Origin of the sequence: Rhodanobacter caeni, from assembly GCF_039523575.1 — a bacterium.
Classification (GTDB): Bacteria; Pseudomonadota; Gammaproteobacteria; order Xanthomonadales; family Rhodanobacteraceae; genus Rhodanobacter; species Rhodanobacter caeni.
Map to the genome: position 1 here is coordinate 484,998 of NZ_BAAAFO010000003.1, position 24,222 is coordinate 509,219.

The window sequence follows — 24,222 nt, forward strand, 5'->3', positions numbered from 1 at the left end:
TCAGCTTCCCCGCAAGCACCGGCCCCTCTCCTCGGTCCTCTCCCCACGGGGGAGAGGAAGCAGAGACCCCCGACCTCCGTCAGAACCTCAGACGCCCCAAGCTCCGGCTTTCACCCTGCCCCGAGCACTACTTGTCGCCGGCGATGCATTGGGTCACCCACCGGTGCGCCGTTTCCGCGCCGCGTGTGTCGCCCAGTTGCGTGCGCACGCTGGCGATGAGCTGCCAGTTGCGGGCGCACAGCCGCCCCTCCTGGGCGCCGTTGCGCCAGGACTCCAGCGCCAGGCGCTGCGCGCTGGCGTAGTCGCCCTGCGCCAGCGCGGCGGCCGCCTGGTCGCTCAATTGCTCGGCCGTTGCCGGTGGCCGGGGCAGCGGCACGTCCGCCGGCGAGGCGGCCGGCGGTGGCGGCTGTCTCGCCTGCTCGGCACGCAGCGGGGCCAGCGACTCGAACTTGGCCTGGTACTCGTCGGTGACGCGCCGGGCGTCCTCGCTGGAGCCGATCACGCGCGGCGTGATCAGCACGATCAGTTCCGAGCGGTTGCGGTGGCGGTCGGTGCTGCCGAACAGGCGCCCCACCAGCGGGATGCGGTTGAGCCCGGGTATGCCGGTATCCGTATTGCCCTCGTCCTGGCGGATCAGGCCGCCGAGCAGCACGGTCTGGCCGCTCTGCACGCCGACCTGGGTGGCGATCTCGCGCTGCTGGATGGTGTAGTTGCCGTTGGCGTCCTTGGTGCCGGGCACGCTCACCTGCTGCTTGATGTTGAGGTAGACCAGGCCGCCCGGATTGATCCGCGGCTGCACGTCCAGGATCACGCCGGTGCTGATGTACTGCACCTGGCCGACCGTGGTCGGCGCGCCGTTGGCCACGCTCCCCAGGCCGGGGGTGAAGAAGGTCTGGTTGACGGGAATCTGGTCGCCCGCCTGGATGCGCGCCACCTGGTTGTTCATCACCACCAGCGAGGGCGCCGACAAGGTCTTGACGTTGCCGTTCTCCTCCTGCGCGTGCAGCGCGACCTGCAGGTTGTTGTTGAGGAAGGAGTAGAAGAACGAGTCGCCGGTGGGGTTGTAGCTCATGCCGCCCTTGCCCAGCGCCCACTGCTGCCGATTGCCGGGCTGGCCGGGGGTGATGCCGCCGCTGCTGTTGGGCGCGCCGCCGGCCAGGCCTTCCAGGTACCACTGCACGCCGAACTGGAACTTGCCGGTCAGTTGCACCTCCAGGATGCGCGTCTCGATCTGCACCTGCAGCGGCACGGTGTCCAGCCGCTTGATCGCCGTCTCGATCTCCGACCACTGCGAGGGTCGCGCGCGCACCAGCAACTGGTTGTTGGCATCGACGGAGGAGATCCGGATCGAACCGTCGGACGAGCTGAACTGCTGGTCGCTGGCGGCACTGGTGGTATGCGCCAGGCCACCGCTGTCGCCGAAGCCGCCGCCTGCGCCCGTGCCGTTGGCGTAGGCATTGCCGCCCAGGTTGCCGCCGACGCGGCCCATCGCGTCGCCGGTGCCGTTGTCGGCGTTGCCCAGCGTGCCTGCGGTCAGGCCGGGGCCGACCTCGCCTCCTTCACCAGCGCCACCGCCACCGGCCGCGGCGTTGGTGTAGATCTGCGCCAGGTAGCGGGCCAGGTCGGAGGCCTTGATGTTGCGCACGTCGTAGACGAACAGCTGCGGCTCGTTGCCGCCGCCGCGGTCGATGCGGGCGATCCAGTCGCCCACCTCGCGCAGGTAGTCGCTCTGGGTGCTGATCACCACCAGCGCGTTGGTGCGCTCGATCGGGATGAAGCGCAGCATGCCCGCCAGCGGGGTGTCGCCCTTGGGGCCGAACATGCTGTCGAGCCTGGGCATCAGCTCGGCGACGCTGGCGCGCTGCAGGCTGAACACGCCCACCGACATGCCGCGCAGCCAGTCCACGTCGAAGGTGCGCACGGTGCGCTGGTAATTGGCCAGCTCCTGCGCGGTGCCGGACATCACCAGCAGGTTGCGCGCCGGATCGACCAGCAGGATCGAATCCGGCCGCGCGAACGGCTTGATCAGCTTCTGCATCTCGGTGGCCGAGATGTAGCGCAGCGGAAACAGCCGCGCCTGCAGGCCGCCCTGCGGCGCGGCCGCGCCCAGGCTGGGCACCAGGTTGCCGCCCAGCGCGTCCTTCGCCGGCAGCACCACGTAGCTGTCGCCACGCTGGATCAGCGCGTTGCCGGTCCACGACAGCAGCGTCTCCAGGATCGGCAGCGCCTCGCTGGCATCGACCGGCTCGGCGGTGGAGAACGAGATGTTGCCCTGCACGCCGGGCACGATGGTGTAGTTCTTGTTGAGCAGGTCGCCGAGAATCGCCTTCACCACCGCCTGCACCGGCTGGTTCTCGAAGTTGAAGGTGACGCCTTCGGGCCCGGCCGCCGACGCGCGCGGCGCGGCCAGGCCGGTGGGACGGATGAACTGGCCGTTGCCCTGGCTCAGCTGCGGGCGCAGCGCCGAGGCCGCATCCGGCGCCGCGGTGGCGGGCAGCGGCAGCGGCGAGGGCACCGGGTCCCGGGTGCCGGCCACGGCCTCGCGTTGCAGGGCGTTGTCGTCGCGCGGCTGCGGCAGGCTGGCGCAGCCCACCAGCCAAACCGCCAGGGCGAGCGCCAACGCGCGTAGCAGCCGCCGCGGCAGTACCTGTCTGTGCGTGCGATGCATGCTCAATGGTCTCCTTCGTGTACCGCGGCGGCCTGGGCGGCACGGCGTTTCTGGATGATCTGGCGCAGCGCGCGGATGCGCTGCGCCTGGGTCTGGTCGGGCGCGCGGCCTGCTGCGGGCGCGTCGGTGGCGGGCGCCGCGGCCGGTTCCGCGGGCGCGGCATCGGGCGCCGCGGGCGGCGCGTTGGCATCGATCGGCGCCCCGGCCGGCAGGTGCAGCTCCACGCGCCCGTTGGGGGTGTCGAACACGGCCGAGCGCGGGCGCACCTCGACCAGGGTGACCTGGCCGCCCGGCGCGGATTCGCCGCGGTGCAGGCGCAGTTCCCGATCGCCCTGGCGATCGTGCAGCAGCGCCAGCTGCAGCGTCGGCGTGAGGATGACGCCGGTGAGCTGCAGCTCGCCGATGCTGCTGCCCTGCAGCTCCTGCGCGGCGGGCCGGCGGTCGGGGCTGAACAACGGCCGCTGCCAGATCAGCGCAAACTGGCCCAGAGGCGCCGGCGGCGGCAACGGTGTCGCGCGATCGGCCGCCGGCGCCGGCGTGGCGGCGGCTACCGTCGACCACCGCGGTTCGCTGCCCCACCCACCCAGCAAGGCCAGCCACAGCCCGCCGAGCGCGGCCAGCGCCAGCATCAGCACCGGGGTGAGGCGACGCTGGCCGGCGGCGTTCATGGCTGCACCTGCGTGGCGGATGCGCGCGCGGGGCGCACATAGCCCGATACGGTGAACTGCGCCTCCAGCGGCGCGCGGCGATCCTGCTGCACCGCCACCGGGTTGCGGTAGATGCTGAGCTCGTCGACGAACAGGTACGGCGTGCCCTGCTCCAGCGCATGCAGCACCGCAGCCAGCGATTCGATCGAGCAGCTCAGGCTGATGCTGGCGGCGGCCTTGCGATACGGCTCGCCGGGCGTGGCCGGCGGATTGGCGATCGGCGTTTTCTGGCTGACCACGCAGCCGCCCTCGCCGGTCTGCGCGGCCACCACGTCGACCACGCGCTGCATCAGGCCGGCCGCCGCGGTGTTCGTGTCGTCCTCGGGCAGGAAGGCACTGCTGGCGGCCTGCCCCGCGCCCAGCGCGGCGATGCGCTGCTGCAGTCGCGGTTTCTCCGCGATTGCGGCCGCGTAGCGGGCGTGGGTCTGTTGCAGCTCGTCGATGCGCGCATCGATCTGCCGCAGCGGCGCCACCAGCCACCAGTGCACCAGCAACACATAGGCCAGCAGCAGCGCCAGCAGCAACAACAGCACGGCGCCGATCCGGCGCTGGCGCGCACTGGCCAGCAACGGCCTCATGGCGCGCTGCCGCTGGCGGCGGGGGCGGTGGACGCCGGCGCGTTGCGCAACTGCGCCACCAGGTAGAACCGCTCCTTGCCGGTGGTGGCATCGGGCTGGATCGCGCCCTGGAACGCGGCGCCGGTGATCAGCGGCGAATCCTTCAGCGCATCCAGCAGGCCGGCGGCCCGCTGGCTCTGACCCTGCAGGCCCAGCTGGCCGCTGGCGTCGATGCTGAGGCGTTCCAGCCAGGCCGTGTCGGGCAGGCGGCGGGTGAGATCGGCCAGCAACGCCAGCATGGTGGTCGAGCGCTGCTTGCGCGCCACCAGGAAACCGGCGGCGCCGGCGTTGTCGGCCAGTTGCTGGCGCAGCGCCATCACCTCCTGCGCGTCGGCGCGCATGGATTCCACCCGGGCCTGCATGCGATCGAGCAACTGCTGCCGGTTGTGCCGGTACTGGCCCAGCGCCAGCAGCGCCAGCAGCACGCAGGCGGCGGCGAGCAAGGCATTCAGGCGCCGCCGCGGGTGGGCGTGGCGCGGCCGCCGCGCGGGTGGCAGCAGGTTGACGCCCAGCCGATGCTCGCCCTCGGCCAGGTCCACCGCGTCGATGACGATGCCGCTGGCGCCCAGCTGCGCCAGCAGCGGATCGAGCACGCGCCGCGGGGTGGCCAGCAGCTCGGCCTGGAGATGGCCGGCCGGGCCGGCTTCGGCGGGGGCCAGCTCGCGCACGGCGTAATGCACCTGGTCGACCGTGAACGGCGTCTGCCGGTCCATCTCGAACGCCATCACCTGGGCCAGGTGATGGCGCGCGGCCAGCGGCAGGCTGACCACGCGGCGCAGCACGTCGTGCGGGTCCAGCAGCAGCGCGAGCCGGCGGTCTTCGCGATCCACTGCCTGCAGCGCGGCCTGCAGCGCCGCCTGTTGCGCGGTGGCGGGGTCATCGGCGCGCCAGCGGGCCAGCGGTTGCGCCTGCCCCATGCGGTACAGCACCCACTCGTGCCGGTCGCGGCGCAGGCCATGCCACACCGCGGCGGAGACGACCCATCCTCGCCAGCGTGGCGGCAGCGCCGCCTGCAATTCGGCGCCCCAGGCGGCCAGGAACGCCGGCACGCGCGAGCCGCGCCACGCCTGGCGCAGGCGCTCGCGCCCCGACGGCGGCGATGGCGGCAGCGTACTCATTCCTGGTCTCCCTCCTGCCAGCGCAGCACTGTGTAAGGTGTTCCGCCGATACGCGCCGCCTGCCATCGGATGGTGGCGCGCAGCACGGCCCGTGTGCCGTCCGCTAGCGTAGCTTGCGAACGCACGCTGTGGGTAACGCCCACGCCCACGGCCAACGCCGGATCAGCCGCGTTGCGCTGCCTGGCCGCGATGATTTCCTGCATCCGCGACGGCGTCATGCCGGGGATCGCGGCCAGCGCCAGCGAGGTGGCAACGTTGGGATCGGGGCCGGGCTGGCCCGACCACAGCGTGAGGTGCGGGGCCAGCGTGCGATACAGCGCCGGGGTTACGCCGAGCACCATCTGCAGCTCCTCGATGCTGGCGAACGGGCCGTGCCGCGGGGCGTAGTGCCGCCCTGCCGCCGCGTAGTCGGCGCCATCGTCGGCCGTGCCCTCGATTTCGGGACGGGTGCGCCATGCCACTACGCGCGTCGCCAGCGCCTGGGCCTCCTGCGCCGCCATCCCCGCGGCGCGAAAAAGGCCTTGCAGCACCTGCGGCGAGGCGCTGTTCAGATCCACCTTGCCCGCCTCGTCCACCGCGCGGATGCGCAGTTCGGCGTCACCGAAACGCAGCGTGTAGAGACGGCCGTCACCGACCCAGCGCCGTGCGGCGTCGGGGTCGTGCAGGCCGCGCAGCGCACGCATGAGCCCGGCCTCGGCGGCATAGTGGGCGCGGGCATGGGCCAGCTGGTACCGCGCCAGCACCGCCTCGGTATGCGTCACGGCCGCGTAGCCGCCCAGCAGCACGGCCAGCAGCGCGCAGGCCCACAGCACCAGCAGCAAGGCCACGCCGCGCTGGCGTCGGGATGATGGCCACGTGCGCCTCACAGCGTGCCCGCCCGGCGCATCGGCAGGAGCGAGGTGCTGCCGCCCGTGCCGGCATCCACCCGCAGCGGCACCTCCAGCGTGGGCCAGGGCACCTGGCCGTCCAGTTGCAGCTCCACGCGTACCAGCCGTGGCAGCGTGCGACCGTCGGTCCAGCGCGCCAGCCATGGCGTGGCGCGGCCGCGCGCATCGACGCCGCGGTAGCTGAAGCGCGCCCAGCGCACGTGATCGACCAGCAGCTGCGGCTTGCCCACCGGTTGCGCTTGGCTGCCATCGGGCGGCAACAGTGCCAGCCCGAGTTCCAGCCGCAGGCCGTTGTCGCCGTCGTCGGCCAGGCGCAAGGTCTGCAATTGCGGCCCCAACGCCCCGAGGTAACCGGGCAGCGGCGCCACGTAGCGCATCTGCCGGGGAGCCCCCTCGAAAACCAGCGGCACGCCCCGGTCGTCGTGATCGATCGTCTGCGCCATCGCTTGCGCCAGCTCGCGCCGCAACAGCTGCTGCGCCGCACGCACCTCGTCCAGCCGCTCCACCCGCGCGGTGCCCGCATGCACGCTGCGCGTGGCGATGCCCACGCCGGCGTAGACACCCAGCATCAGCAGGCCCAGCAGGGCCAGCGACGCGAGCACTTCGAGGAGGGTGAAGCCGTGGACGCGCGTGGCGCGCAGGGAACGGGGAGCGGGGAACGGGGAACGGAAAGAGCGAAAAGCTGGCACTGTCCGGCCTTTCCCGTTCCCCGTTCCCCGTTCCCTGTTCCCGGGCGCGGTCCACCGAGCTCCGGTTCCCATCGCACCCTCGCCGCGCCCCATCATGGCGTCGGTGCCATCGGATCGGCGCCCGGACGGGTCGCAAGCAGACGCAGGGTGCGGAAATTCGCCGTATGCGGATGCGCGGCGGCGCCCCAGCTGACCTGCAGATCCAGCTGGTAAAGCTGCAGCGACGTCGGGTCGGTGGCGCCCTCTGCATGCCAGGGCGTCACATTCAGTTGCCACTGGAACTTGCGGTTGAAGCGCCCGCTGCTGCGACCTGGCTGCAGCGGTTCCACCACATAGGCGCTGTCGAGCTTGCTGCGCGCCCACATCGCCGCCTGGCTGGCATCGGCCGCCTGACCGGTAAGCCCGATCGCGCCACCGGCCACCTGCATCAGGACGGCGAAGGCGATGCCGAGCAGCGCGATGGCAGCCAGGACTTCGAGGAGGGTGAAGCCGGCGGCGCGCGAAGCACGCGGGGAATCGGGAATCGGGAATCGGGAATGGTTTGAGAGCCGGGAATGGGGAATGGGGAATGGGGAATGGGACGAGCGAAAAGCCGGTGCTTGCCGGCCTTTCCGATTCCCGATTCCCCATTCCCCACGACCGTAAGGAAGTCCCCTTGTGGGATTCCCCGCTCTCATCGCACCACCACCGCGCCCGTGAGCCACGCCACGTCGATCCGCCATTGGCGCTGGCCGCGCTGCACCACGATGTGGCCGCCGGTGGAGCTGCCGTCGGGGAAGAAGCGGATGCGGCCGGTGTGGTCGTCGGGGGCATCCTCGCGGGCGCTGGTGATGCTCAGGCGCATGTCGGGCGGCAGGGTCACGGTTTGCCCGCGCGCATTGCGCCAGCGGTTGGCGCGGGTATCCAGGTCGAACACCCGGGTCTGGCCGCGCACGATCGCCTGGGCGCGGGTGGCGCGCAGCGCCGCGGCAAGGTCGGCGCTGGCCGACGCGGCGCGGGCGCCCGCCAGGCCTTGCGTCACCGAGAACGCCACCGCCGCCGTGGCCACGCCGATCAGCAGGATCACGGCGAGCATTTCGAGGAGGGTGAAGCCTTGGGCGCGCGAAGCGCGCCCGGGAATGGGGAATCGGGAATCGGGAATCGGAAGAGCGAAAAGCCGGTGTTTGCCGGCTTTGCCTATTCCCGATTCCCGATTCCCCATTCCCGGCCTCACTGCCAACTACCCACATCCTTGTCGTAGCCCTCGCCGCCGGGCTTGCCGTCGCGGCCGTAGAAGATCAGGTCGAAATTGCCGTGCTCGCCGGGTGCGGTGTAGCCGAACGGATGGCCCCAGGGGTCCAGCAACTGGGATGGCTTGGCGTAGGGACGCTGCCAGTTGGGCGCGTTGGCGGGCTTGGCCACCAGGTCCTGCAGTTGCCGCGGCGGCATGCCGTTGTCCAGCGCGTAGCTGTCGATCGCCTGCCCCAGCACCTGCAATTGCGCCTTGCCCGCGCCGTACTTGCCCTTGTCCACGCTGTTGCCCACCTGCCGCACCACGATGGTGCCCACGATGCCGATCAGCACGATCACGGCCAGCATTTCCAGCAGGGTGAAACCTTTGGCGCGCGAAGCGCGCCCGGGAACGGGGAACGGGGAACGGGGAGCGGGAAAGGCGGGGGAGCGCCAGCTTTTCGCTGTACCCGTTCCCCCCCCCCCCCCCCCCCCCCCCCCCCCCCCCCCCCCCCCCCCCCCCCGGGGCACAGCCGCGGCGCACCGAGTCCGCGCCACGATGGCGCGGCGCTCTTCCCGGGGCCCCTCTGCAGCGGCGGGCGGGCGGAGGATCAGCCCGCAGGGTGGCTTGCATGGATGCAAGCCAGTTTGGCGTCAGTCCATGGATGGACTGTCGACAAACCCCGTAGCCCGCCCGCGAACCTTGCGGGCAGGATGCCCGCAAGGCGCGGAAGCGGGGTGGCCTTCTCTTTTGGTTACTTTTCTCTTGGCCACGCAAGAGAAAAGTAACTCGAGCGCCGTAGGCGATCGAAAGCTCTTGCTCTTGCTCTTGCTCTGAGGCCACACGAAACCCAAAAGCATCGCGACTGAAGTCGCTCCTACAAACGGCAAGAGCATCGCGACTGAAGTTGCTCCCACAGCGCGCAGTTCAGCAGGCGGAAAGCTCGTCGAAGCATTCCGTCGTATTCTTGCGACGACTCTTGCTGCAGGAATACATGCAATGGACAAGGTTTATCCCAGCGCCGCGCAAGCCCTCGATGGGCTGCTGTTCGACGGCATGACGATCGCGGCCGGCGGCTTCGGCCTGTGCGGCATTCCCGAAAACCTGATCGGTGCCTTGCTGGAGGCCGGCACCAAAGACCTGACCATCGTGGGCAACAACGCCGGCGTGGACGATTTCGGCATGGGTCCGTTGCTGAAGACCCATCAGGTCAAGCGCGTGTATGCCTCCTACGTGGGCGAGAACAAGGAATTCGAGCGGCAGACGCTGGCCGGCGAACTGGAGCTGCACCTTACGCCGCAGGGCACGCTGGCGGAGAAACTTCGTGCCGGTGGTGCGGGCATCCCCGGTTTCTATACGCGCACCGCGTTCGGCACCAAGCTGGCCGAGGGCAAGGAGACCAAGGTCTTCGGCGGCAAGGAATACGTGCTGGAGGAGGCGATCACCGCCGACCTGTCGATCGTCAAGGCGTGGAAGGGCGACGCCCACGGCAACCTGGTATTCCGCGAGACCGCACGCAACTTCAACCCGATGATCGCCACCTGCGGCAAGGCCTGCGTGGCCGAGGTGGAGCATCTGGTACCCGTTGGCGAGCTGGACCCGAACAACATCCACGTGCCGGGCATCTACGTCGACCGCATCGTGCAGGGCGAAAAGTACGAGAAGCGGATCGAATTCCGCACCATCGCGGGCGTGGTCTCCGGCAAGGAAAACCCCACTCGCGTGGCGATGGCCAAGCGCGCCGCGCAGGAACTGCGCGACGGCTTCTACGTGAACCTGGGCATCGGCATTCCCACCATGGTGGCGAACCACATTCCCGAGGGCGTCAGCGTCACCCTGCAGTCGGAGAACGGCCTGCTCGGCATCGGCCCGTTCCCCACCGAGGACCAGCTCGATCCGGACCTGATCAACGCCGGCAAGCAGACCATCACCACCCTGCCCGGCTCCAGTTTCTTCTCCAGCGCCGATTCGTTCGCGATGATCCGCGGCGGCCATATCGACCTGTCGATCCTGGGTGGCCTGGAAGTTTCCGCGCACGGCGACCTGGCCAACTGGATGGTGCCGGGCAAGATGGTGAAGGGCCCGGGCGGCGCGATGGACCTGGTCAGCGGCGTCAAGCGCGTGGTGGTGCTGATGGAGCACTGCGCGAAGGACGGCAGCCCCAAGATCAAGGATCAATGCGACCTGCCGCTCACCGGCAAGCAGGTGGTTGACCTGATCATCACCGACCTGTGCGTGTTCGAGGTGGCCAAGGGCAAGGGGCTGACGCTGATCGAGCTCAACGACGGCGTCTCGCTGGACGACGTGAAGGCGAAAACCGGCTGCGCGTTCAACGTGTCGCCATCGCTGCAGGGCTGAAGGCGCGGCATTCCCGCCGGCGACTAATCCGGCAACGGGTGCGGAAAACGGATGCGGGCGACGTTCTCGTGGCCCGGTTGGGTCTGCAGCTCCAGCGGCCAGTCGAAGCGGTCGCTGATGCGCTGCGCGATGGCCAGCTCGAAACCGTGCCGGTCGGCGGCGTGCAAGCGTTTGGGATGGGTGTCGTCCATCGATGGCGCCGGTACGTGGTTGCTGACGCTGACCACGCCAGGCGTCACGGTAACCATGACGCGGCCCTCCTCGGTCTGCTGGCAGGCGTTGCGGATCAGCTGCCAGCACAGCACCGAAAACGCCCGCGCCGAGCCTTCCAGCGCGAAGCGTGCGGGTTCTTCCAGCTCCAGTTCGATCGGCCGTCCAACCAGCAGTTCGCGGGCCGATTGCAACTCCTGCTGCAGCACGTCGTTGACCACGAAGCGCTCGTTGTCGATCACCGTGTCGGACTCGCGTGCCAGAATCAGCATCGCCTCGACCAGCACTTCCATCTCGCGGGTGGCGCGGCGGATGCGGTGCACCGAACGCGTGCCGAATTCCGTCAGGCCCTCCTCGTCAGCCAGCATGTCCACCGACATCTTGATCACCGTGAGCGGGCTGCGCAGCTCGTGGCTGGCGTCGCGGGTGAAATTGCGCTCGCGCTGGTTGTAGCCGGCGATGCGGGTGGCGAACCCGTGCAACCCGCGCGCCAGCGACGCCACGTCGGCATCGGTATGGGTGGACAGCTTGTGCAGTTGCAGCGCATCGGGATCGGGCTGCTGCCCATCCCAGCCCGCCACCAGCCGGGCCAGCGCCCGTACCGGCCGCCATTCGCGGCGGGTGGCGAACCAGCCCAGCGTGGTGGTGAGGATGATCACGGTGACGACGGCAAGGGTCGGCGCCACGTCGTAGATGCCCATGATGCAGATGATCACCACGGCCACGAACTGCAAGCCGAACACCCAGGTGATGCGCCGACGGAAGGCTCCCACCCGGCAGGTGGTCGCCGTTTTCACCCTTTCGTCCATTGACTTCGCCGTATCGGTTTCAAGCCGTCTGGGCGGTCAGCGCCACCTCCGATTCAAGATCCGCGAGGCGGTAGCCGGCCGAGTGAATGGTATGTAGCAGGGGCCGCGGGAAGGGCTTGTCAATGACGCGCCGCAGATTGTACAGGTGCGAGCGCAAGGTGTCGGAATCGGGCAAGGTGTCGCCCCATATCTCGCGCTCGATGTCGCGCCGGCTGACCACGCGGGGCGATTCGCGCATCAGGATCGCCAGCAGCTTCAGGCCGATCGGGGACACCACCAGCTCCTGCCCGTCGCGGGTGAGGCGCAGCGTGGCGGTATCCAGCGTCATATCGCCCACGGTGAGCACTTCGGTGGAGACCTGGCGGCGATCGCGGCGGATCAGCGCGCGCAGACGCGCTTCGAGTTCACGCACCTCGAACGGCTTGACCAGGTAGTCGTCGGCGCCGGCTTCCAGCCCGACCAGCTTGTCGTCCAGCGTGTCGCGCGCGGTAAGCATCAGCACCGGCGTCGATTTCTGCGCCTCCTTGCGCAGCTTGCGGCAGACCTCCAGCCCGTCCAGCCCCGGCAGCATCAGATCGAGCACGATCACGTCGTAGCTGTTGGACACCGCCAGGTGCAGGCCGCTGACGCCATCGGCCGCGTAATCCACCGAATACCCGCGGCGTTCGAGGAATTCGCCCACCATTTCCGCTATCTGGCGATTGTCTTCGACCAACAGGATCAACCCGGCTTGCTCGTCGTGTACGGTCATATCGTCGTCCTCGCGCGTTGGGATTTCACAAATGTGAAGATCTAAACGGTTGTGGGGTGAGGGGCGCGTGAAATGGTTCCGGGCGGTTCAGGAACCGTTGGGACGGCGACCGTCGAGCAGCGGGCGCAGCCCTTGCCACACGGTTTCCAGCACGGTCGGTTCCGCCGCCGCGACGGGGTGCAGGCCATCGTTTTGCATCAGGGCGGGGTCCATCGCCACGCCCTTGAGCAGGAAAGGCACCAGCGCCAGGTTCCGACTCGCGGCCAGGTCGGCGTAGATCGCGCGCAGGCCGTCACGGTAGCGCGACCCGTAATTCACCGGCAATTCGATGCCCACCAGCAGGACCCGGGCGTGGCTTTCCTGCGCCATGGCGATCATCGCCTCCAGGTTGTCGCGCAGGGCCGGCAACGGCAAACCGCGCAGCCCGTCATTGGCGCCCAGCTCGATCACCAGCACCTGCGGCCGGTATTTCTGCAGCAGTCCGGGCAGGCGGTTGCGGCCGCTGAGCGAGGTCTCGCCGCTGATGCTGGCATTGACCGCGCGCCATTCCGGCACCATCTTGCGCAGACGCGCGTCCAGCAAGTGCACCCAGCCGGCTTCGACCGGAATGTTGTGCGCGGCGGACAGCGAATCACCCAGCACCAGCACCGTTTTCGGCGTGGCGGCCTGCGCGCTGCCGATGCCGATGCAACAAAGCAGCACCCATACGCTCCATATCCTCCAACCAGGGCATCGATGCATGAGTGATTCTTCCCATCCGCTTGTCGTGGCCTGCGATGTTAGCAAGTCGGTCGTTGGCCCCGAGGGCGCCTTGGACATCCTGCGCGGAGTGAACCTGCAGGTCCTTTCCGGCGAAAGCTTCGCCATCGTGGGCGCATCGGGGTCCGGCAAGACCACCCTGCTCGGCCTCCTGGCCGGGCTGGATACGTCCAGCAGCGGCAGCATCCGTCTGGACGGCCATGCGCTGGAGTCGCTGGACGAGGAAGCGCGAGCGGACCTGCGCCGGCGCCTGGTGGGTTTCGTGTTCCAGTCGTTCCACCTGCTGCCGGCGCTCACCGCCGAGGAAAACGTGATGCTGCCGCTGGAACTGGAAGGCGCCAGCGACGCGCGTGCACGCGCCCGGCAGGCGCTGGACGCGGTGGGTCTGGCGTCGCGGCGGCGGCACTACCCGGCGCAAATGTCCGGTGGCGAACAACAGCGCGTGGCGATCGCCCGCGCGTTCGTGCATGGCCCGCGCGTGCTGTTCGCCGACGAGCCCACCGGCAACCTCGACCAGCGCACCGGCCACCACATTTGCGACCTGCTGTTCGCATTGAACCGCGATCACCACACCACGCTGGTGCTGGTGACCCACGACGCCGAACTGGCCGCGCGCTGCGACCGCCGGATCGAGCTCGAAGAGGGCCGCGTCGTGACCACCGCGGACGCCCGCTCGTGAGGCCGCTGTGGCTGGCCATGCGCAGCCTGCGACGGGAATGGCATCTGCCGGAGCTGCGCACGCTGGCCGCATCGCTGGTGCTGGCGGTGGTGGCGCTGGGCGTGGTGGCCACGCTGGCGGCACGGATCGAGCGCGGCATGCTGGCCGGCGCGGCCGAGTTGATCGGCGGCGACGTCGGCTTGTCTTCGCCGCAGGCGCTGCCCGAAAGCTACGCCGAAGCGGCGCGCCAGCGCGGCCTGCAGGTGGCGCACAGCGCCAGCTTCCCCAGCGTGGCCTTTGCCGGGGAGCAGACCCAGTTGCTCGACGTGCTGGCCGCCGGGCCGCACTACCCGCTGCGCGGTACGCTGCAGATCGGTGATGCGGCCGGTCGCAGTGAGGTGGGCCACGCGCCGGCGCCGGGCCAGGTCTATCTCGACCATCGCGCGCTGGTGGCGCTCAACCTGAAAGTGGGCCAGCCGCTGCAGCTGGGCGGCCGCGAGTTGACTATCGCCGCGGAACTGCAGCGCCAGCCCGACGGCGGCCAGCTGCTGGCGCTGGCCCCACGCGCGCTGATGAACCTGGCCGATGCCCGCCAGGCCGGGCTGCTCGATCCCGGCAGCCGCGCCCGCCATCAATTGCTGCTGGCAGGCGAACCGGCGGCGGTGGAGGCGTGGCACCAGCAGGTGCAGGCATCGGCGTTGCCGCAAGGCGCCCAGCTGATCACGCCCGAACAGACGCAGGAGCGCATGCGCACCTCGTTCGACCGCGCCGGCGCCTTCCTGCGCCTCACCGCCTTGTTGTCGGCGCTGCTGGCCGGCATCGCCATCGCGCTGTCGGCGCAACGCTACGCGCGGCGCAAGACCGCCGAGGTCGCCCTGCTGCGCGCCCTGGGTACGCCGCGCCGGCAGGTGATGGGCCTGCTGCTGGGCACCCTGGGTGCGCTGGCGATACCGGCCACGGCGCTGGGGGCGGTGCTGGCCCTGGGCCTGTCGCAGCTGGCGTGGGTGTTCGCCAACACGCTGTTCGGCTCGGTGCCCACCGCGTTGCCGCTGGCGCCGTCGTTCGCGGCGGCGGCCATGGGCCTGGCGGTACTGGCAGGTTTTGCGCTGCCGCCACTGGCGCGGCTGGCCGAGGTGCCGCCGGTGGCGGTGTTTCGCCAGAGCGCCACGCGAACAACGCGACGCTTCGACGCGCTGTACCTGGTACCTCTGCTGGTGGCGCTGGGTTTGATCTGGGCACAAAGCCGGTCGCTGACGCTGGCCGGCATCCTCGCTGCCAGCCTGCTCGGCGTGGCCGTGGTTGCGGCCCTGCTGGCGGCCTTGATGCTGTGGCTGGCGCGACGCGTGGCGCCGGGCGCGCATCCGGCCCTGCGGTTGGGGTTGGCGGCGCTGGCGCGGCGGCGCATCTTGAGCCTGATCCAGGCCACCGCGCTCAGCCTGGGCCTGTGCGCGCTGCTGTTGCTGGCGATCGTGGCGCCATCCCTGCTGCAGGGCTGGCGCCAGGAGCTGCCCGCCGATACGCCCAACTGGTTTGCGATGAACCTGCAGGACGACCAACGCGAGGGCTTCGCCCGGGCGCTGGGAGCGATCGGCGGCGAGAAGCTCAACATGATGCCGCTGGCGGTAGGCAAGCTCATGGCGATCAATGGCCAGCCGATCGACCAGCTGCACTTCGAGGACGAACGCGCCAATGACCGCGCGGATCGCCAGCTGCGGCTGTCATGGGCCGACGCTTTGCCGCCGAGCAACCAGGTGATTTCCGGACGCTGGCCGGAGTCGCACCCGGCGCAGGCCGAGGCATCCATCGATACCACGTGGCGCGACATGTTTGCGCTGAAGCTGGGCGACACGCTGCGTTTCGACATCGGCGAGGGCCGCATCGACGCGACGATCACCAGCATCCGCAAGGTCGACTGGAGTTCGTTCCGGGTCAACTTCTTTTTGATGCTGGACCCGGCCCACGCCAGCGGCCTGCCGCACACCTGGCTGGCCAGCTTCTACCTGCCACCGGGGCACGCCGAAGGATTGGCGCAACTGTCGCGCGAATACGGCAACCTCAGCCTGATCGACGTGGATTCGCTGCTGGACCGCGTGCGCGAGATCGTGGACCGGGTCGGCAACGCGGTGCGCTGGATACTCGGCTTCAGCCTGCTGGCCGGCGCCCTGGTGCTGGCGGCCGCGCTGGCCGCCAGCGCGGCCGAACGCCAGCACGAGGCCGCACTGCTGCGCACGCTGGGCGCCCGCCGAGCGCAGTTGCGCGTGGCGGCGGCCTGCGAGTTCGCGCTGCTGGGTTTGATCGCCAGCCTCACCGCCGCGCTGGGCGCCGCCGGTGCCGGCTGGTGGCTGGGCCGGGCCGTGTTCCATATCGAACACTTCGTGCCGCCGCTGGCCCCGCTGGCACTGGCCGCCATCATCGCCGCGCTGGTGGTGATGACATTGGGACTGGTCGGTACGCGCAAGGTCAGCCGCACGCCGCCGATGCGGTTGCTGCGGGAGGGGTGAGGTTTCCTCCGATGACACCCAACCGCAGACGCCGCTCGCCATGACGCCTGACGTTCCCTCGCTGCCATGGCGCCGATGGTTGCGCGACGAATGGCTGTTGCTGCTGTTCGCCGCCTTTGCCGGCGCACTGGCGTTGCTCGATCCCCGACCCATCGCCGACTACCGGCGCTGGCTGCAGTGGCCCACGCTGACCGGGCTCGCGGGGTTGCTGCTGGCGATCCAGGGCATTCGCGACAGCGGCCTGGTGCAGCGCGCGGCGGCGGCGGCGATGGCGCGGGCGCATTCGCTGCGCGGGCTCGGCCTGGGCCTGGTGGCTGCCACTGCCGTGTTGTCGATGGTGCTGACCAACGACGTGAGCCTGTTCCTGGTGGTGCCGTTGACGCTAGCCATCGGCACGATGTCCAACCTGCCGGTATTGCGCATGGTGGTGCTGGAGGCGCTGGCGGTGAACGCGGGCTCGGCCCTGAGCCCGATCGGCAACCCGCAGAACCTACTGCTGTGGCAGCACTCGGCGCTGGGCTTCGCGCAGTTCGTGGCGGCGATGCTGCCGGCTGCCGCGGTGATGCTGGCGATGGTCGCGTTGCTGACCGTGCTGTGGCTGCCGCGCGGTCGAGTGGCGTTGACCAGCGAACGGCTCGAACACGCCACGATTTCCCTGCGCCTCGGTATCGGCTCGACGCTGGCGCTGGTCGGCATGGTGGTAGCGATGGAGTACGGCCTGGCGCCGCTGGGCGCCGCCGTGCTGCTGGCGGTGTTTGCGTTGGGCGCGCGCCCGAGCCTGCGGCGGGTGGACGGTTTGCTGCTGTTGACCTTCGCCGCGATTTTCGTGGGGCTGGGACACTTCGCCGAGCTGCCGTGGGTGCGCGGCATCCTGCAGTCCACGGATTTCAGCCAGCCGTTGACGGTCTACCTTGGCGCCATCGTCGCCTCGCAGGCGATCAGCAACGTGCCGGCCACCGTCCTGCTGCTCGATCACGCGCCGGACGCGGTAGCGCTGGCGGTGGCGGTCAACGTGGGCGGCTTCGGCCTGGTGATCGGCTCGCTGGCCAACCTGATCGCGCTGCGCCTGGCGCGACAGCCGCACGGCCTGCGGCTGCTGCACGCGGTATCGATCCCGTTCCTGCTGCTGGCCGCGCCGCTGGTGTATCTGGCGTGGCGCTGGCTGGGCTAGCCGTGCGCGTCAATCGTCATCGCTGTGCGGCACGTCGATCCTGCCCTTGACGCCACGATGGTCGACATCACCGCTGCCCTTGGCGCCAAGAGTGAAATCACCGGCCACGTCGCGCACTTTCAGGTCGCCGGAACCGAGCGTGTCGGCGCGCACCGAGCCGCCGACCTGGTCCAGGCTGACGTCGCCCGAACCGATGCTGCCGATGCGCACGTCGCCCTTGATCGCCTTCGCCCGAACGTCGCCCGAACCGACCGAGCCCAGGTTCAGGCGACCGATGTCGCTGGCGTCGATGTCGCCGGAGCCCACGCTGGCATCGAAAACGCCGGCAATGCGGCTGGCCCGCAGGTCGCCCGAGCCCACGCTGCCGCGCAACTGGCCTAGATCCTGCGCGTCCGCGTCGCCGGAGCCCACGTCCAGCCGCAGCGGCAGGTTGGCGGGCAACTGCACCGTGGCCTCCAGGTCGCGGTAAACCCCGCCGATCCGATGGACGACGGCACCGCTGTCGCCGCCCATGTCCAGGATCAGCTGGTCGCCTTCGCGCCGATGGGTCACCTGCAGCGAGGCCAGCGACGCGGCATCCGAGGCGCAGGCCCGGCCGTCCAGCGTGAGGCCCTTGGCATCGCCACCACGCACGTGCAGCGTGTGGCTGTTCACCTCGATCTGCACCCCGCGCACGCCGGTCAGATCCAACTGCAGATGACGCGGCGCCTGGTACTCGCACGGCGTGCCGGCCATCGCGGCCAGGGGTGCGAAAAACAACACGGCGAACGGCAGACGACGCATGGGCGATTCCTCGACGGTGGGCAATGGGCCTTCGATGCAGCGCGCGCCGAAAGGGTTGCAAAGCTGAGTGGTGCTTGAACGGTCCTGTCAACGCACCTGCCAGGCGCACGTTTTTCCCACCACCTACCGACGGAGATCCGCCATGCATCGCAAGACCCTGCTCGCTTCCGCGCTGACCGTGCTGATGGCCGGCACCGCTTCGTTTGCCATCGCGCAGAATGCGACCGCCCCGACAACCGCCCCGCAAGCCACCGCCCCGCAAAGCGCCGGCAAGATGCACGACGCCCGCGGCATGCATCACGGCATGCGCGGCCACGGCATGCAGCGGCACGGCTTCGATCGCGACCGCGCCGGCGTGATCGGCGACCTGCGCCAGCTGGAGCGCCTGTACCTGGAGTCCGGTCGCAGCAAGGAGCTGACCGCGCTGTACAACGACGTGCTGGCCAAGTCGCAGAACCCGCGCGTGCGCAACTACGTCTATCACCACCTGGCCCGCTTGCAGGCGCGCCCGGTGAACGTGGACCAGGCGATCGCCACGTTGCGCAAGGGGCTGGACGAAAGCCTGGCCAATGACGCGAAGATGCAGGCAGCGAAGGAAAAGATGCGCGCCGAATGGCAATCGCGCCACGCTAAGGGTGCCACGCCGACAACGGCCAGGTAAACGCAAGCCGGCACCGGGGCGGAACGCGCGAAGGGCGACCTTCGCGCGTTTCGTTCATGGCTGCCGCTCGGCGGATTTCGCCCGCTGCCACAGCCGCTCCTGTTCGGCCAGGCTGCATGTCGCCAGCTCGCGCCCGTCTTCGCTGGCGAGCTGTTCCATCCGTCGAAACCGGCGCTCGAACTTGGCGTTGGCGTGGCGCAGCGCGCGCGGGAAATCCACGCCGGCGTGGCGCGCCAGGTTGACCATCACGAACAACACGTCGCCGATCTCGTCTTCCAGCCGCGCCGGATCGGCGCCGTTGACGAACTCGGCGCGCACCTCCCCGACCTCTTCCAGCAGCTTGTCCAGCACCGGCTGCGGCTCAGTCCATTCGAAGCCGGTGGCCGCCGCGCGCTGCTGCAGCCGCAGCGCACGTTTCCACGCGGGCAGGCCGTGCGGTACGCCGGCCAGCGCGCTGGAGTCGAAGGCGCGCCGGTTCGCCACGTCAATCCCGCGTGGCGGCTTGCAGGCGCGCGGACCAGTCGAGCGAGCCGTCGCCGACCGCCAGGAATTCGGGATTCAGCAGCGATTCCCCACGGTTGTAGCGGAATGGCGCACCGGCCAGGTCGAGCACCGCGCCGCCCGCCTCCTCCAACACGCATTGCGCGGCGGCGGTATCCCACTCGCTGGTAAGCCCCAGGCGCAGATAGACGTCCGCGGCGCCGCGCGCGATCTGGCAGAACTTCAGCGAGGAGCCCATCGGCAGGCGGTCGTAGTCGTCGCCCACCAACTGGCTCAGCAAGGCGTGCTCCGCCCCGCCGTGCGAACGGCTGCCGGCCGCCGTGGCCGGCTGTACCAGCGCGCGGGCGCGGATGGATTGCCATGGTCCGTCGACCGCCTGCTGCAGCCAGGCGCCAGCGCCCCGCGCGGCGACATAGAGCTCACCCGTCACCGGCGCCAGCACCGCGCCCAGCACGCTCCGGTGGTTGTCGATGAGGGCGATGTTGACGGTGAACTCGCCATTGCGCTTGACGAACTCGCGCGTGCCGTCGAGCGGGTCGACCAGCCAGTAGCGCGACCATTGCCGGCGCTGCGACCAATCCGCCGCGCGGGCTTCCTCGGATACGATCGGAAGCCGCGGATCGAGCCCGGCCAGCGCGGCGGCAATGACCTGCTGGGCAGCCAGATCGGCGGCGGTGAGCGGCGACGCGTCGGCCTTGGTCTGCACCGCGAAATCGCCGCTGTAGATCGCCATGATGGCGTCGCCGGCGGCGCGGGCAATGGCGCCGACTTCTTGCGCAAAGGCCAGATCGATCATGAGCGCTGAAACCGGCCGGCCAGGTACTCGCGCGCCATGAACAACGCAGCAATCGACCGCCCCTCGGTGACGTCGTCGCGCCCCAGCAGCGTGTGCAATTCGGACATCTTCCAGGGCACCACTTCGGGCGGTTCCGGCTCGTCGCCAGGCAGCCGCTCGGGGTAGAGATCCTGCGCCAGCACTACATGTGCCATGTGCGTCATGTACGAGGGCGACAATGACAGGTTGTGCAGAATTTTCAGCTCCCGCGCGCCGTAGCCGACCTCTTCCTTCAACTCGCGGTTGGCGCCCTGCTCGGCCGTTTCGTCCTGGTCGAGGCGCCCTTTCGGCAAGCCCAGTTCGTAACGGCCCACACCGCCGCCGTACTCGCGTATCAGCAGCACGGTGTCGTCATCGAGCATCGGCACGATGATCACCGCACCCAGGCCGCCCCCTTTCAGGCGCTCGTAGGTACGTCGCACGCCATTGGAAAATTCCAGGTCGACCTGTTCGACCTGGAAACGGCCGTGGCTAACGTCGCGCGTGGCGTGGATGATCGGCAGTTTGGGCATCCGGTCATTCTAGAAGCCCGCACCGCAGAAATCGACGCTGGGCGTCGTCAGCCCGTGGTGCTCAGAGGTGCAGCCGCTGCAGCGCCTGCGCGTGGATGGCCGGCGTGCCGGCCAGCACGCTGCGCGTGTCGAGCGTCAACGGCGCGCCGTCCAGTTCGGTGAACACGCCGCCAGCCTCGCGCACGATCACCGCCAGCGCCGCGATGTCCAGGATGTTCACGTCCGACTCGATCACCAGGTCCAGCCCGCCGCGTGCCAGCAGGTGGTAGTGGCAGAAATCGCCGTAGCCGCGGATGCGGTTGCTGTCGCGGATCAACGCGCCCAGCGCGTCCCAGCGCCCATCCGTCGTCAGCGTCTTGACGTTGCCGATGGAGACCGATGCCTGCGCCATCGCCGAGGTGCCCGCTACCTGCACCCGCGCGCCATCCATCCACGCGCCGCCGCCGGCGCTGGCCCACATCGTCTCGCCGTAGATCGGTGCGCTGGACACGCCGAGGATGAGCTCGTCGCCTTCCATCAACGCGATCTGGGTGGAAAAGAACGGTGTGCGCCGCACGAAGCTCTTGGTGCCATCCAGCGGATCGACCAGCCACATCAGGCCGCCACGCTCGCCATCCAGGCCGTATTCCTCGCCGTAGATGGACGCCTGCGGCAAAGCCGCCTGCAGGATCTTGCGGATCGCCTGCTCCGCCTCGCGGTCGGCGACGGTGACGGGGGTGGCGTCGTCTTTCAGTTCCACCGCCACACCCTGTTGCCAGTAGTGGCGAATGACTTCACCGGCGGCGGCGGCGGCTTCCCTGGCGGCGGCGAGCGCCTTGGCGAGTGTTGCGGAATCCATGTTGCGTCCTGTTCGTAGAAAAGTGGATGTCAGATGGCCAGGCCACCGCGGCGATCGACATGCACGGTGCCGTCGGCATCGACGCTTCCCCATCGATGCAGCCACTGGCGCAGCGCGCCACCGGGATCACGCGGCTGCAACGTCGCCTGCAGTCGCCAGCCCAGCAGGTTTCCCTGCAGTTGGCCGTGACCGCGCAGCGGTGCGTCAGCCTCGCTGTGGAATTGTGCCTTGATCCACCCGTCGCGCGCCTGTGCCTGCAACTGCCAGTCACCCAGCGCGATCTCGCCATTGGGGCCTCGAAGCGAGCCATGGCGCCAATGTGCCGTGCCCTGCAAGTCCATGGGCCAGCCGTTCCGCAGCCGCGCCCGGTCGATCGACAATCGTACTTCGCCGCGCGGCTGGCCGATGCCGGCCAGCCAGCCTTGCCAGGGCGCGCCCAGCGTCACGCGCGCCTGCACGTTTCGCCAATCGTAGGTGTCCGATGAAATCCTGCGCATGCTGCCGCTGAAATCCAGCTGCGGCCCGTCGATGTCGAGCTGCAAACGTACATCGCCCCACAGCGCGCGACGCGACAGTTGCCATTGCACGCGCCCAAGATCGTGGCCACCGGTGTCCCGCCAGTGGGCTGCATGGCCTTGCCATACCGAACCCGAGACCTGCTGCAGTTGCATGCCGTGCAATCGCGGCGCGAGCAGCGCCACCGCCCACCGCGCCGGGAAAAACCACAGGAGGATCGCCACGGCCAGCAGCAGGATGCCGAAGCCCAGCAGGATGTTCCGCAAATACGTCAAGACGCTTCCAGAAGAAAAACCGCACCACTTGAGTGATCGCGGCGCAGGGCGGATCATAACCGGATGACCGAGCCGGCAAGCAGCAACGTCGCCCTGGCCACACGCGACCTGAAACATGTGTGGCATCCGTGCACCCAGATGCAAGACCACGAAAGCGTACCGATGGTGCCGATCGTGCGCGGCGAAGGCGCCTGGCTGATCGACGCCAAGGGCCGCCGCTACCTCGATGGCATCAGTTCGTGGTGGACCAACATATTCGGCCACGCCAATCCGCGCATCGCCGCCGCACTTGCCGACCAGGCACGCACGCTGGAACACGTCATCTTTGCCGGCTTCACCCACCCACCGGCGATTGAACTGGCCGAGAAACTGGTTGCCGTGACGCCGCCTGGCCTGGACAAGGTGTTCTTCGCCGACAATGGCTCCTCGGCGGTCGAAGTCGCCTTGAAGATGAGCTTCCACTACTGGCTCAACCTGGGCCACGGCGAGAAGACCCGCTTCATTGCGCTCAGCGGCAGCTACCACGGTGAAACGCTGGGCGCGCTGTCGGTGAGCGACGTGGCGCTTTATCGCAAGACCTATGCGCCGCTGCTGCTGACGCCGATCCTGACGCCTTCGCCGGATGCCTACGAAGGCGAGCCGGGCGAAAGTCCGCAGCAGACAGCCGCCCGCCGCTTGCGCGACCTGCGCACCCTGCTGGAGCGCCATGCGCACGAAACCTGTGCCGTGATCGTCGAACCGCTGGTGCAGTGTGCCGGCGGCATGCGCATGTACCACCCGGATTATCTGGCTGGCCTGCGCGCGCTCTGCGACGAATTCGCGGTGCATTTCATTGCCGACGAGATCGCCGTGGGCTTCGGCCGCACCGGCAGCCTGTTCGCCTGCGAGCAGGCGGGCGTATCGCCGGACTTCATGTGCCTGTCGAAAGGGCTGACCGCCGGCTTCCTGCCGTTGTCGGTGGTGCTCACCACCGATGACGTCTACGACGCGTTCTACGCCGAATACAACGCCGGCAAGGCGTTCCTGCATTCGCACAGCTACACCGGCAACCCGCTGGCCTGTCGCGTGGCGCTGGAAACGTTGGCGATCTTCCGCGACGAGCCGGTGCTCGATCGCAACCGGGAACTGGCCGCCCATCTGGCGCAGCGACTGGCGCCGCTGCGCGAACACCCGCATGTGGCCGATGTGCGCCAGACCGGCATGATCGCCGCGGTCGAGCTGGTGGCCGACAAGGCCACGCGCCGGCCATTCGACAGCACCGAGCGGCGCGGCATGCGCGTCTACCTGCATGGCCTGCAGCAGGGCGTGTTGCTGCGGCCGCTGGGCAACGTGGTGTATTTCATGCCTCCCTACGTCGTGACCCGGCAGGAAATCGACCTGCTGGTCGATACCGCGATCGCCGGCATCGAACGCGCCCTGGCAGGCTGAGCCTCGCGATCACGGACCGCCCGCATGCGCACCATTCGCATCCATGTCGACGTACCGCTGATTGCCGGCAACACCCTGGCCCTGCCGGCGCAGGCCGGCGAACACGTCGCCCGCGTGCTGCGCCTGGTTGCCGGCGATCCATTGACCCTGTTCAACGGCGACGGCCACGACTACCCGGCAACCATCGAACACGCCGGCAAGCGCGAGGTTGTGGTGCGCGTGGGCGACGGCCTACCGGCGGGGACGGAATCACCGCTGCGGCTGACCTTGGCGCAGGCCGTGGCGCGCGGCGAGAAGATGGACCTGATCATGCAGAAGGCCACCGAGCTCGGCGCGGTGCGGATCGTGCCGCTGCTGACCGAGCGCTCGGAGGTGAAGCTCGACGCCGCGCGCGCCGAGAAGCGCCTGGCCCACTGGCGTTCGGTGGTGGCCAGTGCCTGCGAGCAGAGCGGGCGGGCGCGGTTGCCGGAGGTCCTTGCCGCACAGCCGCTGCAGGCCTGGCTGGATCAGCTCGCCGACGACGGCGCCGTGCGTCTGGCGCTGTTGCCCGACGGCACCAGCCATGCGCGCGAACTGAATTTCGGCCCGGCCGGCGGCATCCTGGTGATCGGCCCCGAAGGCGGCCTTGGCGAACGCGACAGGCAGGCGTTGAGCGCCAGCGGCTTTGCCGGGCTGTGCCTGGGGCCGCGCATCCTGCGCACGGAAACCGCGGGCATGGCGGCACTTGCCGCGCTGCAGGCGCTGCACGGCGACGCCTGAA

Annotated in this window: 23 protein-coding genes and 2 pseudogenes; 7 read left to right on the forward strand and 18 right to left on the reverse strand. The window is 69.4% G+C overall.

Annotated features, from left to right (window positions below; all coding sequences use genetic code 11):
- Positions 1–127: 127 nt before the first annotated feature.
- The 9 genes and pseudogenes from gspD to gspG form a co-directional block, all read right to left on the reverse strand.
- Positions 128–2,668 carry a type II secretion system secretin GspD gene (gene gspD, locus ABD017_RS10765; protein ID WP_343882754.1) on the reverse strand — a complete coding sequence of 847 codons (2,541 nt, stop codon included), beginning with the start codon at positions 2,666–2,668 and terminating at the stop codon, positions 128–130.
- 2 nt (positions 2,669–2,670) lie between these two features.
- Complete coding sequence (locus ABD017_RS10770; protein ID WP_343882755.1) at positions 2,671–3,336, reverse strand: hypothetical protein; 666 nt, start codon at positions 3,334–3,336, stop codon at positions 2,671–2,673.
- Positions 3,333–3,953: a type II secretion system protein GspM gene (gene gspM / locus ABD017_RS10775; RefSeq protein ID WP_343882756.1), complete on the reverse strand. Its 621-nt coding sequence runs from the start codon at positions 3,951–3,953 to the stop codon at positions 3,333–3,335. Before gspM ends, ABD017_RS10770 begins: the two co-directional genes overlap by 4 nt.
- Positions 3,950–5,110 (reverse strand): PilN domain-containing protein, encoded by a 1,161-nt coding sequence (locus ABD017_RS10780; protein ID WP_343882757.1) that lies wholly within the window; start codon positions 5,108–5,110, stop codon positions 3,950–3,952. Before ABD017_RS10780 ends, gspM begins: the two co-directional genes overlap by 4 nt.
- Positions 5,107–5,937: a type II secretion system minor pseudopilin gene (locus ABD017_RS10785; RefSeq protein WP_343882758.1), complete on the reverse strand. Its 831-nt coding sequence runs from the start codon at positions 5,935–5,937 to the stop codon at positions 5,107–5,109. Before ABD017_RS10785 ends, ABD017_RS10780 begins: the two co-directional genes overlap by 4 nt.
- A 35-nt stretch (positions 5,938–5,972) precedes the next feature.
- Positions 5,973–6,686, reverse strand: a complete 714-nt coding sequence (locus tag ABD017_RS10790) for a prepilin-type N-terminal cleavage/methylation domain-containing protein (protein ID WP_425543718.1) — start codon at positions 6,684–6,686, stop codon at positions 5,973–5,975.
- 92 nt (positions 6,687–6,778) lie between these two features.
- Positions 6,779–7,210 carry a type IV pilus modification PilV family protein gene (locus ABD017_RS10795; RefSeq protein ID WP_343883096.1) on the reverse strand — a complete coding sequence of 144 codons (432 nt, stop codon included), beginning with the start codon at positions 7,208–7,210 and terminating at the stop codon, positions 6,779–6,781.
- A gap of 149 nt (positions 7,211–7,359) precedes the next feature.
- Positions 7,360–7,806: a GspH/FimT family pseudopilin gene (locus ABD017_RS10800; RefSeq protein ID WP_343883097.1), complete on the reverse strand. Its 447-nt coding sequence runs from the start codon at positions 7,804–7,806 to the stop codon at positions 7,360–7,362.
- An 89-nt stretch (positions 7,807–7,895) separates the two neighbouring features.
- A pseudogene (gene gspG / locus ABD017_RS10805) lies at positions 7,896–8,285 on the reverse strand (type II secretion system major pseudopilin GspG); the annotation flags it as partial.
- Positions 8,286–8,895: 610 nt separating this feature from the next.
- On the opposite strand from gspG, the gene ABD017_RS10810 reads away from it, so the two are divergent.
- Positions 8,896–10,254 (forward strand): 3-oxoacid CoA-transferase, encoded by a 1,359-nt coding sequence (locus tag ABD017_RS10810; RefSeq protein WP_343882760.1) that lies wholly within the window; start codon positions 8,896–8,898, stop codon positions 10,252–10,254.
- Positions 10,255–10,277: 23 nt separating this feature from the next.
- On the opposite strand, the gene ABD017_RS10815 is transcribed toward ABD017_RS10810, so the two are convergent.
- The 3 genes from ABD017_RS10815 to ABD017_RS10825 all read right to left on the reverse strand — a co-directional run bounded on the left by ABD017_RS10815 (position 10,278) and on the right by ABD017_RS10825 (position 12,765).
- Positions 10,278–11,273 (reverse strand): sensor histidine kinase, encoded by a 996-nt coding sequence (locus ABD017_RS10815; protein ID WP_343882761.1) that lies wholly within the window; start codon positions 11,271–11,273, stop codon positions 10,278–10,280.
- A 19-nt stretch (positions 11,274–11,292) separates the two neighbouring features.
- On the reverse strand, positions 11,293–12,024 hold the full coding sequence (locus tag ABD017_RS10820; protein ID WP_343882762.1) for a response regulator transcription factor: 732 nt from the start codon (positions 12,022–12,024) through the stop codon (positions 11,293–11,295).
- 87 nt (positions 12,025–12,111) lie between these two features.
- Positions 12,112–12,765 (reverse strand): arylesterase, encoded by a 654-nt coding sequence (locus tag ABD017_RS10825; protein WP_343882763.1) that lies wholly within the window; start codon positions 12,763–12,765, stop codon positions 12,112–12,114.
- On the opposite strand from ABD017_RS10825, the gene ABD017_RS10830 reads away from it, so the two are divergent.
- From ABD017_RS10830 to ABD017_RS10840, 3 genes are read left to right on the forward strand one after another with little or no spacing between them, the layout of a single operon-like run.
- Positions 12,764–13,462 carry an ABC transporter ATP-binding protein gene (locus ABD017_RS10830; RefSeq protein ID WP_343882764.1) on the forward strand — a complete coding sequence of 233 codons (699 nt, stop codon included), beginning with the start codon at positions 12,764–12,766 and terminating at the stop codon, positions 13,460–13,462. The genes ABD017_RS10825 and ABD017_RS10830 overlap by 2 nt on opposite strands.
- The gene (locus tag ABD017_RS10835; protein ID WP_343882765.1) at positions 13,459–15,942 is read left to right on the forward strand and encodes an ABC transporter permease; all 2,484 of its coding nucleotides are present in this window, start codon (positions 13,459–13,461) and stop codon (positions 15,940–15,942) included. Before ABD017_RS10830 ends, ABD017_RS10835 begins: the two co-directional genes overlap by 4 nt.
- A gap of 40 nt (positions 15,943–15,982) precedes the next feature.
- Positions 15,983–17,113, forward strand: coding sequence for an SLC13 family permease (locus ABD017_RS10840; RefSeq protein ID WP_343882766.1), 1,131 nt, complete (start codon positions 15,983–15,985; stop codon positions 17,111–17,113).
- Between the two features lie 9 nt (positions 17,114–17,122).
- Here ABD017_RS10840 and ABD017_RS10845 read toward each other — a convergent pair whose 3' ends face one another.
- Positions 17,123–17,896, reverse strand: a complete 774-nt coding sequence (locus tag ABD017_RS10845; protein ID WP_343882767.1) for a DUF4097 family beta strand repeat-containing protein — start codon at positions 17,894–17,896, stop codon at positions 17,123–17,125.
- 142 nt (positions 17,897–18,038) lie between these two features.
- Between ABD017_RS10845 and ABD017_RS10850 the strand changes: the two genes are divergently transcribed.
- On the forward strand, positions 18,039–18,557 hold the full coding sequence (locus ABD017_RS10850) for a hypothetical protein (protein WP_343882768.1): 519 nt from the start codon (positions 18,039–18,041) through the stop codon (positions 18,555–18,557).
- Between the two features lie 54 nt (positions 18,558–18,611).
- On the opposite strand, the pseudogene ABD017_RS10855 reads toward ABD017_RS10850, so the two are convergent.
- From ABD017_RS10855 to ABD017_RS10875, 5 genes and pseudogenes are all read right to left on the reverse strand, one after another.
- Positions 18,612–19,019 (reverse strand): annotated as a pseudogene (locus ABD017_RS10855) (MazG nucleotide pyrophosphohydrolase domain-containing protein); the annotation flags it as partial.
- A gap of 22 nt (positions 19,020–19,041) precedes the next feature.
- Positions 19,042–19,854, reverse strand: a complete 813-nt coding sequence (cysQ, locus tag ABD017_RS10860; protein WP_343882769.1) for a 3'(2'),5'-bisphosphate nucleotidase CysQ — start codon at positions 19,852–19,854, stop codon at positions 19,042–19,044.
- Positions 19,851–20,405 carry an ADP compounds hydrolase NudE gene (nudE, locus tag ABD017_RS10865; protein WP_343882770.1) on the reverse strand — a complete coding sequence of 185 codons (555 nt, stop codon included), beginning with the start codon at positions 20,403–20,405 and terminating at the stop codon, positions 19,851–19,853. The genes cysQ and nudE overlap by 4 nt, the downstream gene beginning before the upstream one ends.
- Before the next feature lie 61 nt (positions 20,406–20,466).
- Positions 20,467–21,243: an inositol monophosphatase family protein gene (locus ABD017_RS10870; protein ID WP_343882771.1), complete on the reverse strand. Its 777-nt coding sequence runs from the start codon at positions 21,241–21,243 to the stop codon at positions 20,467–20,469.
- Between the two features lie 29 nt (positions 21,244–21,272).
- A complete protein-coding gene (locus ABD017_RS10875; RefSeq protein WP_343882772.1) occupies positions 21,273–22,034 on the reverse strand; it encodes a type II secretion system protein N in 762 nt (253 codons plus the stop codon).
- Positions 22,035–22,097: 63 nt separating this feature from the next.
- On the opposite strand from ABD017_RS10875, the gene ABD017_RS10880 reads away from it, so the two are divergent.
- Positions 22,098–23,462, forward strand: a complete 1,365-nt coding sequence (locus ABD017_RS10880) for an adenosylmethionine--8-amino-7-oxononanoate transaminase (protein WP_343882773.1) — start codon at positions 22,098–22,100, stop codon at positions 23,460–23,462.
- 24 nt (positions 23,463–23,486) lie between these two features.
- Entirely contained in the window at positions 23,487–24,221 is a 735-nt protein-coding gene (locus ABD017_RS10885) for a 16S rRNA (uracil(1498)-N(3))-methyltransferase (protein WP_343882774.1), read from the forward strand.
- The last annotated feature ends 1 nt before the right edge of the window (position 24,222 follow it).

Excerpts from the sequence above, each read along its gene's own strand:
- ABD017_RS10770 (WP_343882755.1), bottom strand. The coding sequence starts at position 3,336 with ATGAACGCCGCCGGCCAGCGTCGCCTCACCCCGGTGCTGATGCTGGCG.
- ABD017_RS10840 (WP_343882766.1), top strand. The coding sequence starts at position 15,983 with ATGACGCCTGACGTTCCCTCGCTGCCATGGCGCCGATGGTTGCGCGAC.
- ABD017_RS10850 (WP_343882768.1), top strand. The coding sequence starts at position 18,039 with ATGCATCGCAAGACCCTGCTCGCTTCCGCGCTGACCGTGCTGATGGCC.
- ABD017_RS10870 (WP_343882771.1), bottom strand. The coding sequence starts at position 21,243 with ATGGATTCCGCAACACTCGCCAAGGCGCTCGCCGCCGCCAGGGAAGCC.
- gspD (WP_343882754.1), bottom strand. The coding sequence starts at position 2,668 with ATGCATCGCACGCACAGACAGGTACTGCCGCGGCGGCTGCTACGCGCG.
- ABD017_RS10810 (WP_343882760.1), top strand. The coding sequence starts at position 8,896 with ATGGACAAGGTTTATCCCAGCGCCGCGCAAGCCCTCGATGGGCTGCTG.
- gspM (WP_343882756.1), bottom strand. The coding sequence starts at position 3,953 with ATGAGGCCGTTGCTGGCCAGTGCGCGCCAGCGCCGGATCGGCGCCGTG.
- nudE (WP_343882770.1), bottom strand. The coding sequence starts at position 20,405 with ATGCCCAAACTGCCGATCATCCACGCCACGCGCGACGTTAGCCACGGC.
- ABD017_RS10780 (WP_343882757.1), bottom strand. The coding sequence starts at position 5,110 with ATGAGTACGCTGCCGCCATCGCCGCCGTCGGGGCGCGAGCGCCTGCGC.
- ABD017_RS10820 (WP_343882762.1), bottom strand. The coding sequence starts at position 12,024 with ATGACCGTACACGACGAGCAAGCCGGGTTGATCCTGTTGGTCGAAGAC.
- ABD017_RS10845 (WP_343882767.1), bottom strand. The coding sequence starts at position 17,896 with ATGCGTCGTCTGCCGTTCGCCGTGTTGTTTTTCGCACCCCTGGCCGCG.
- ABD017_RS10880 (WP_343882773.1), top strand. The coding sequence starts at position 22,098 with ATGACCGAGCCGGCAAGCAGCAACGTCGCCCTGGCCACACGCGACCTG.
- ABD017_RS10825 (WP_343882763.1), bottom strand. The coding sequence starts at position 12,765 with ATGCATCGATGCCCTGGTTGGAGGATATGGAGCGTATGGGTGCTGCTT.
- ABD017_RS10830 (WP_343882764.1), top strand. The coding sequence starts at position 12,764 with ATGAGTGATTCTTCCCATCCGCTTGTCGTGGCCTGCGATGTTAGCAAG.
- ABD017_RS10815 (WP_343882761.1), bottom strand. The coding sequence starts at position 11,273 with ATGGACGAAAGGGTGAAAACGGCGACCACCTGCCGGGTGGGAGCCTTC.
- cysQ (WP_343882769.1), bottom strand. The coding sequence starts at position 19,854 with ATGATCGATCTGGCCTTTGCGCAAGAAGTCGGCGCCATTGCCCGCGCC.
- ABD017_RS10885 (WP_343882774.1), top strand. The coding sequence starts at position 23,487 with ATGCGCACCATTCGCATCCATGTCGACGTACCGCTGATTGCCGGCAAC.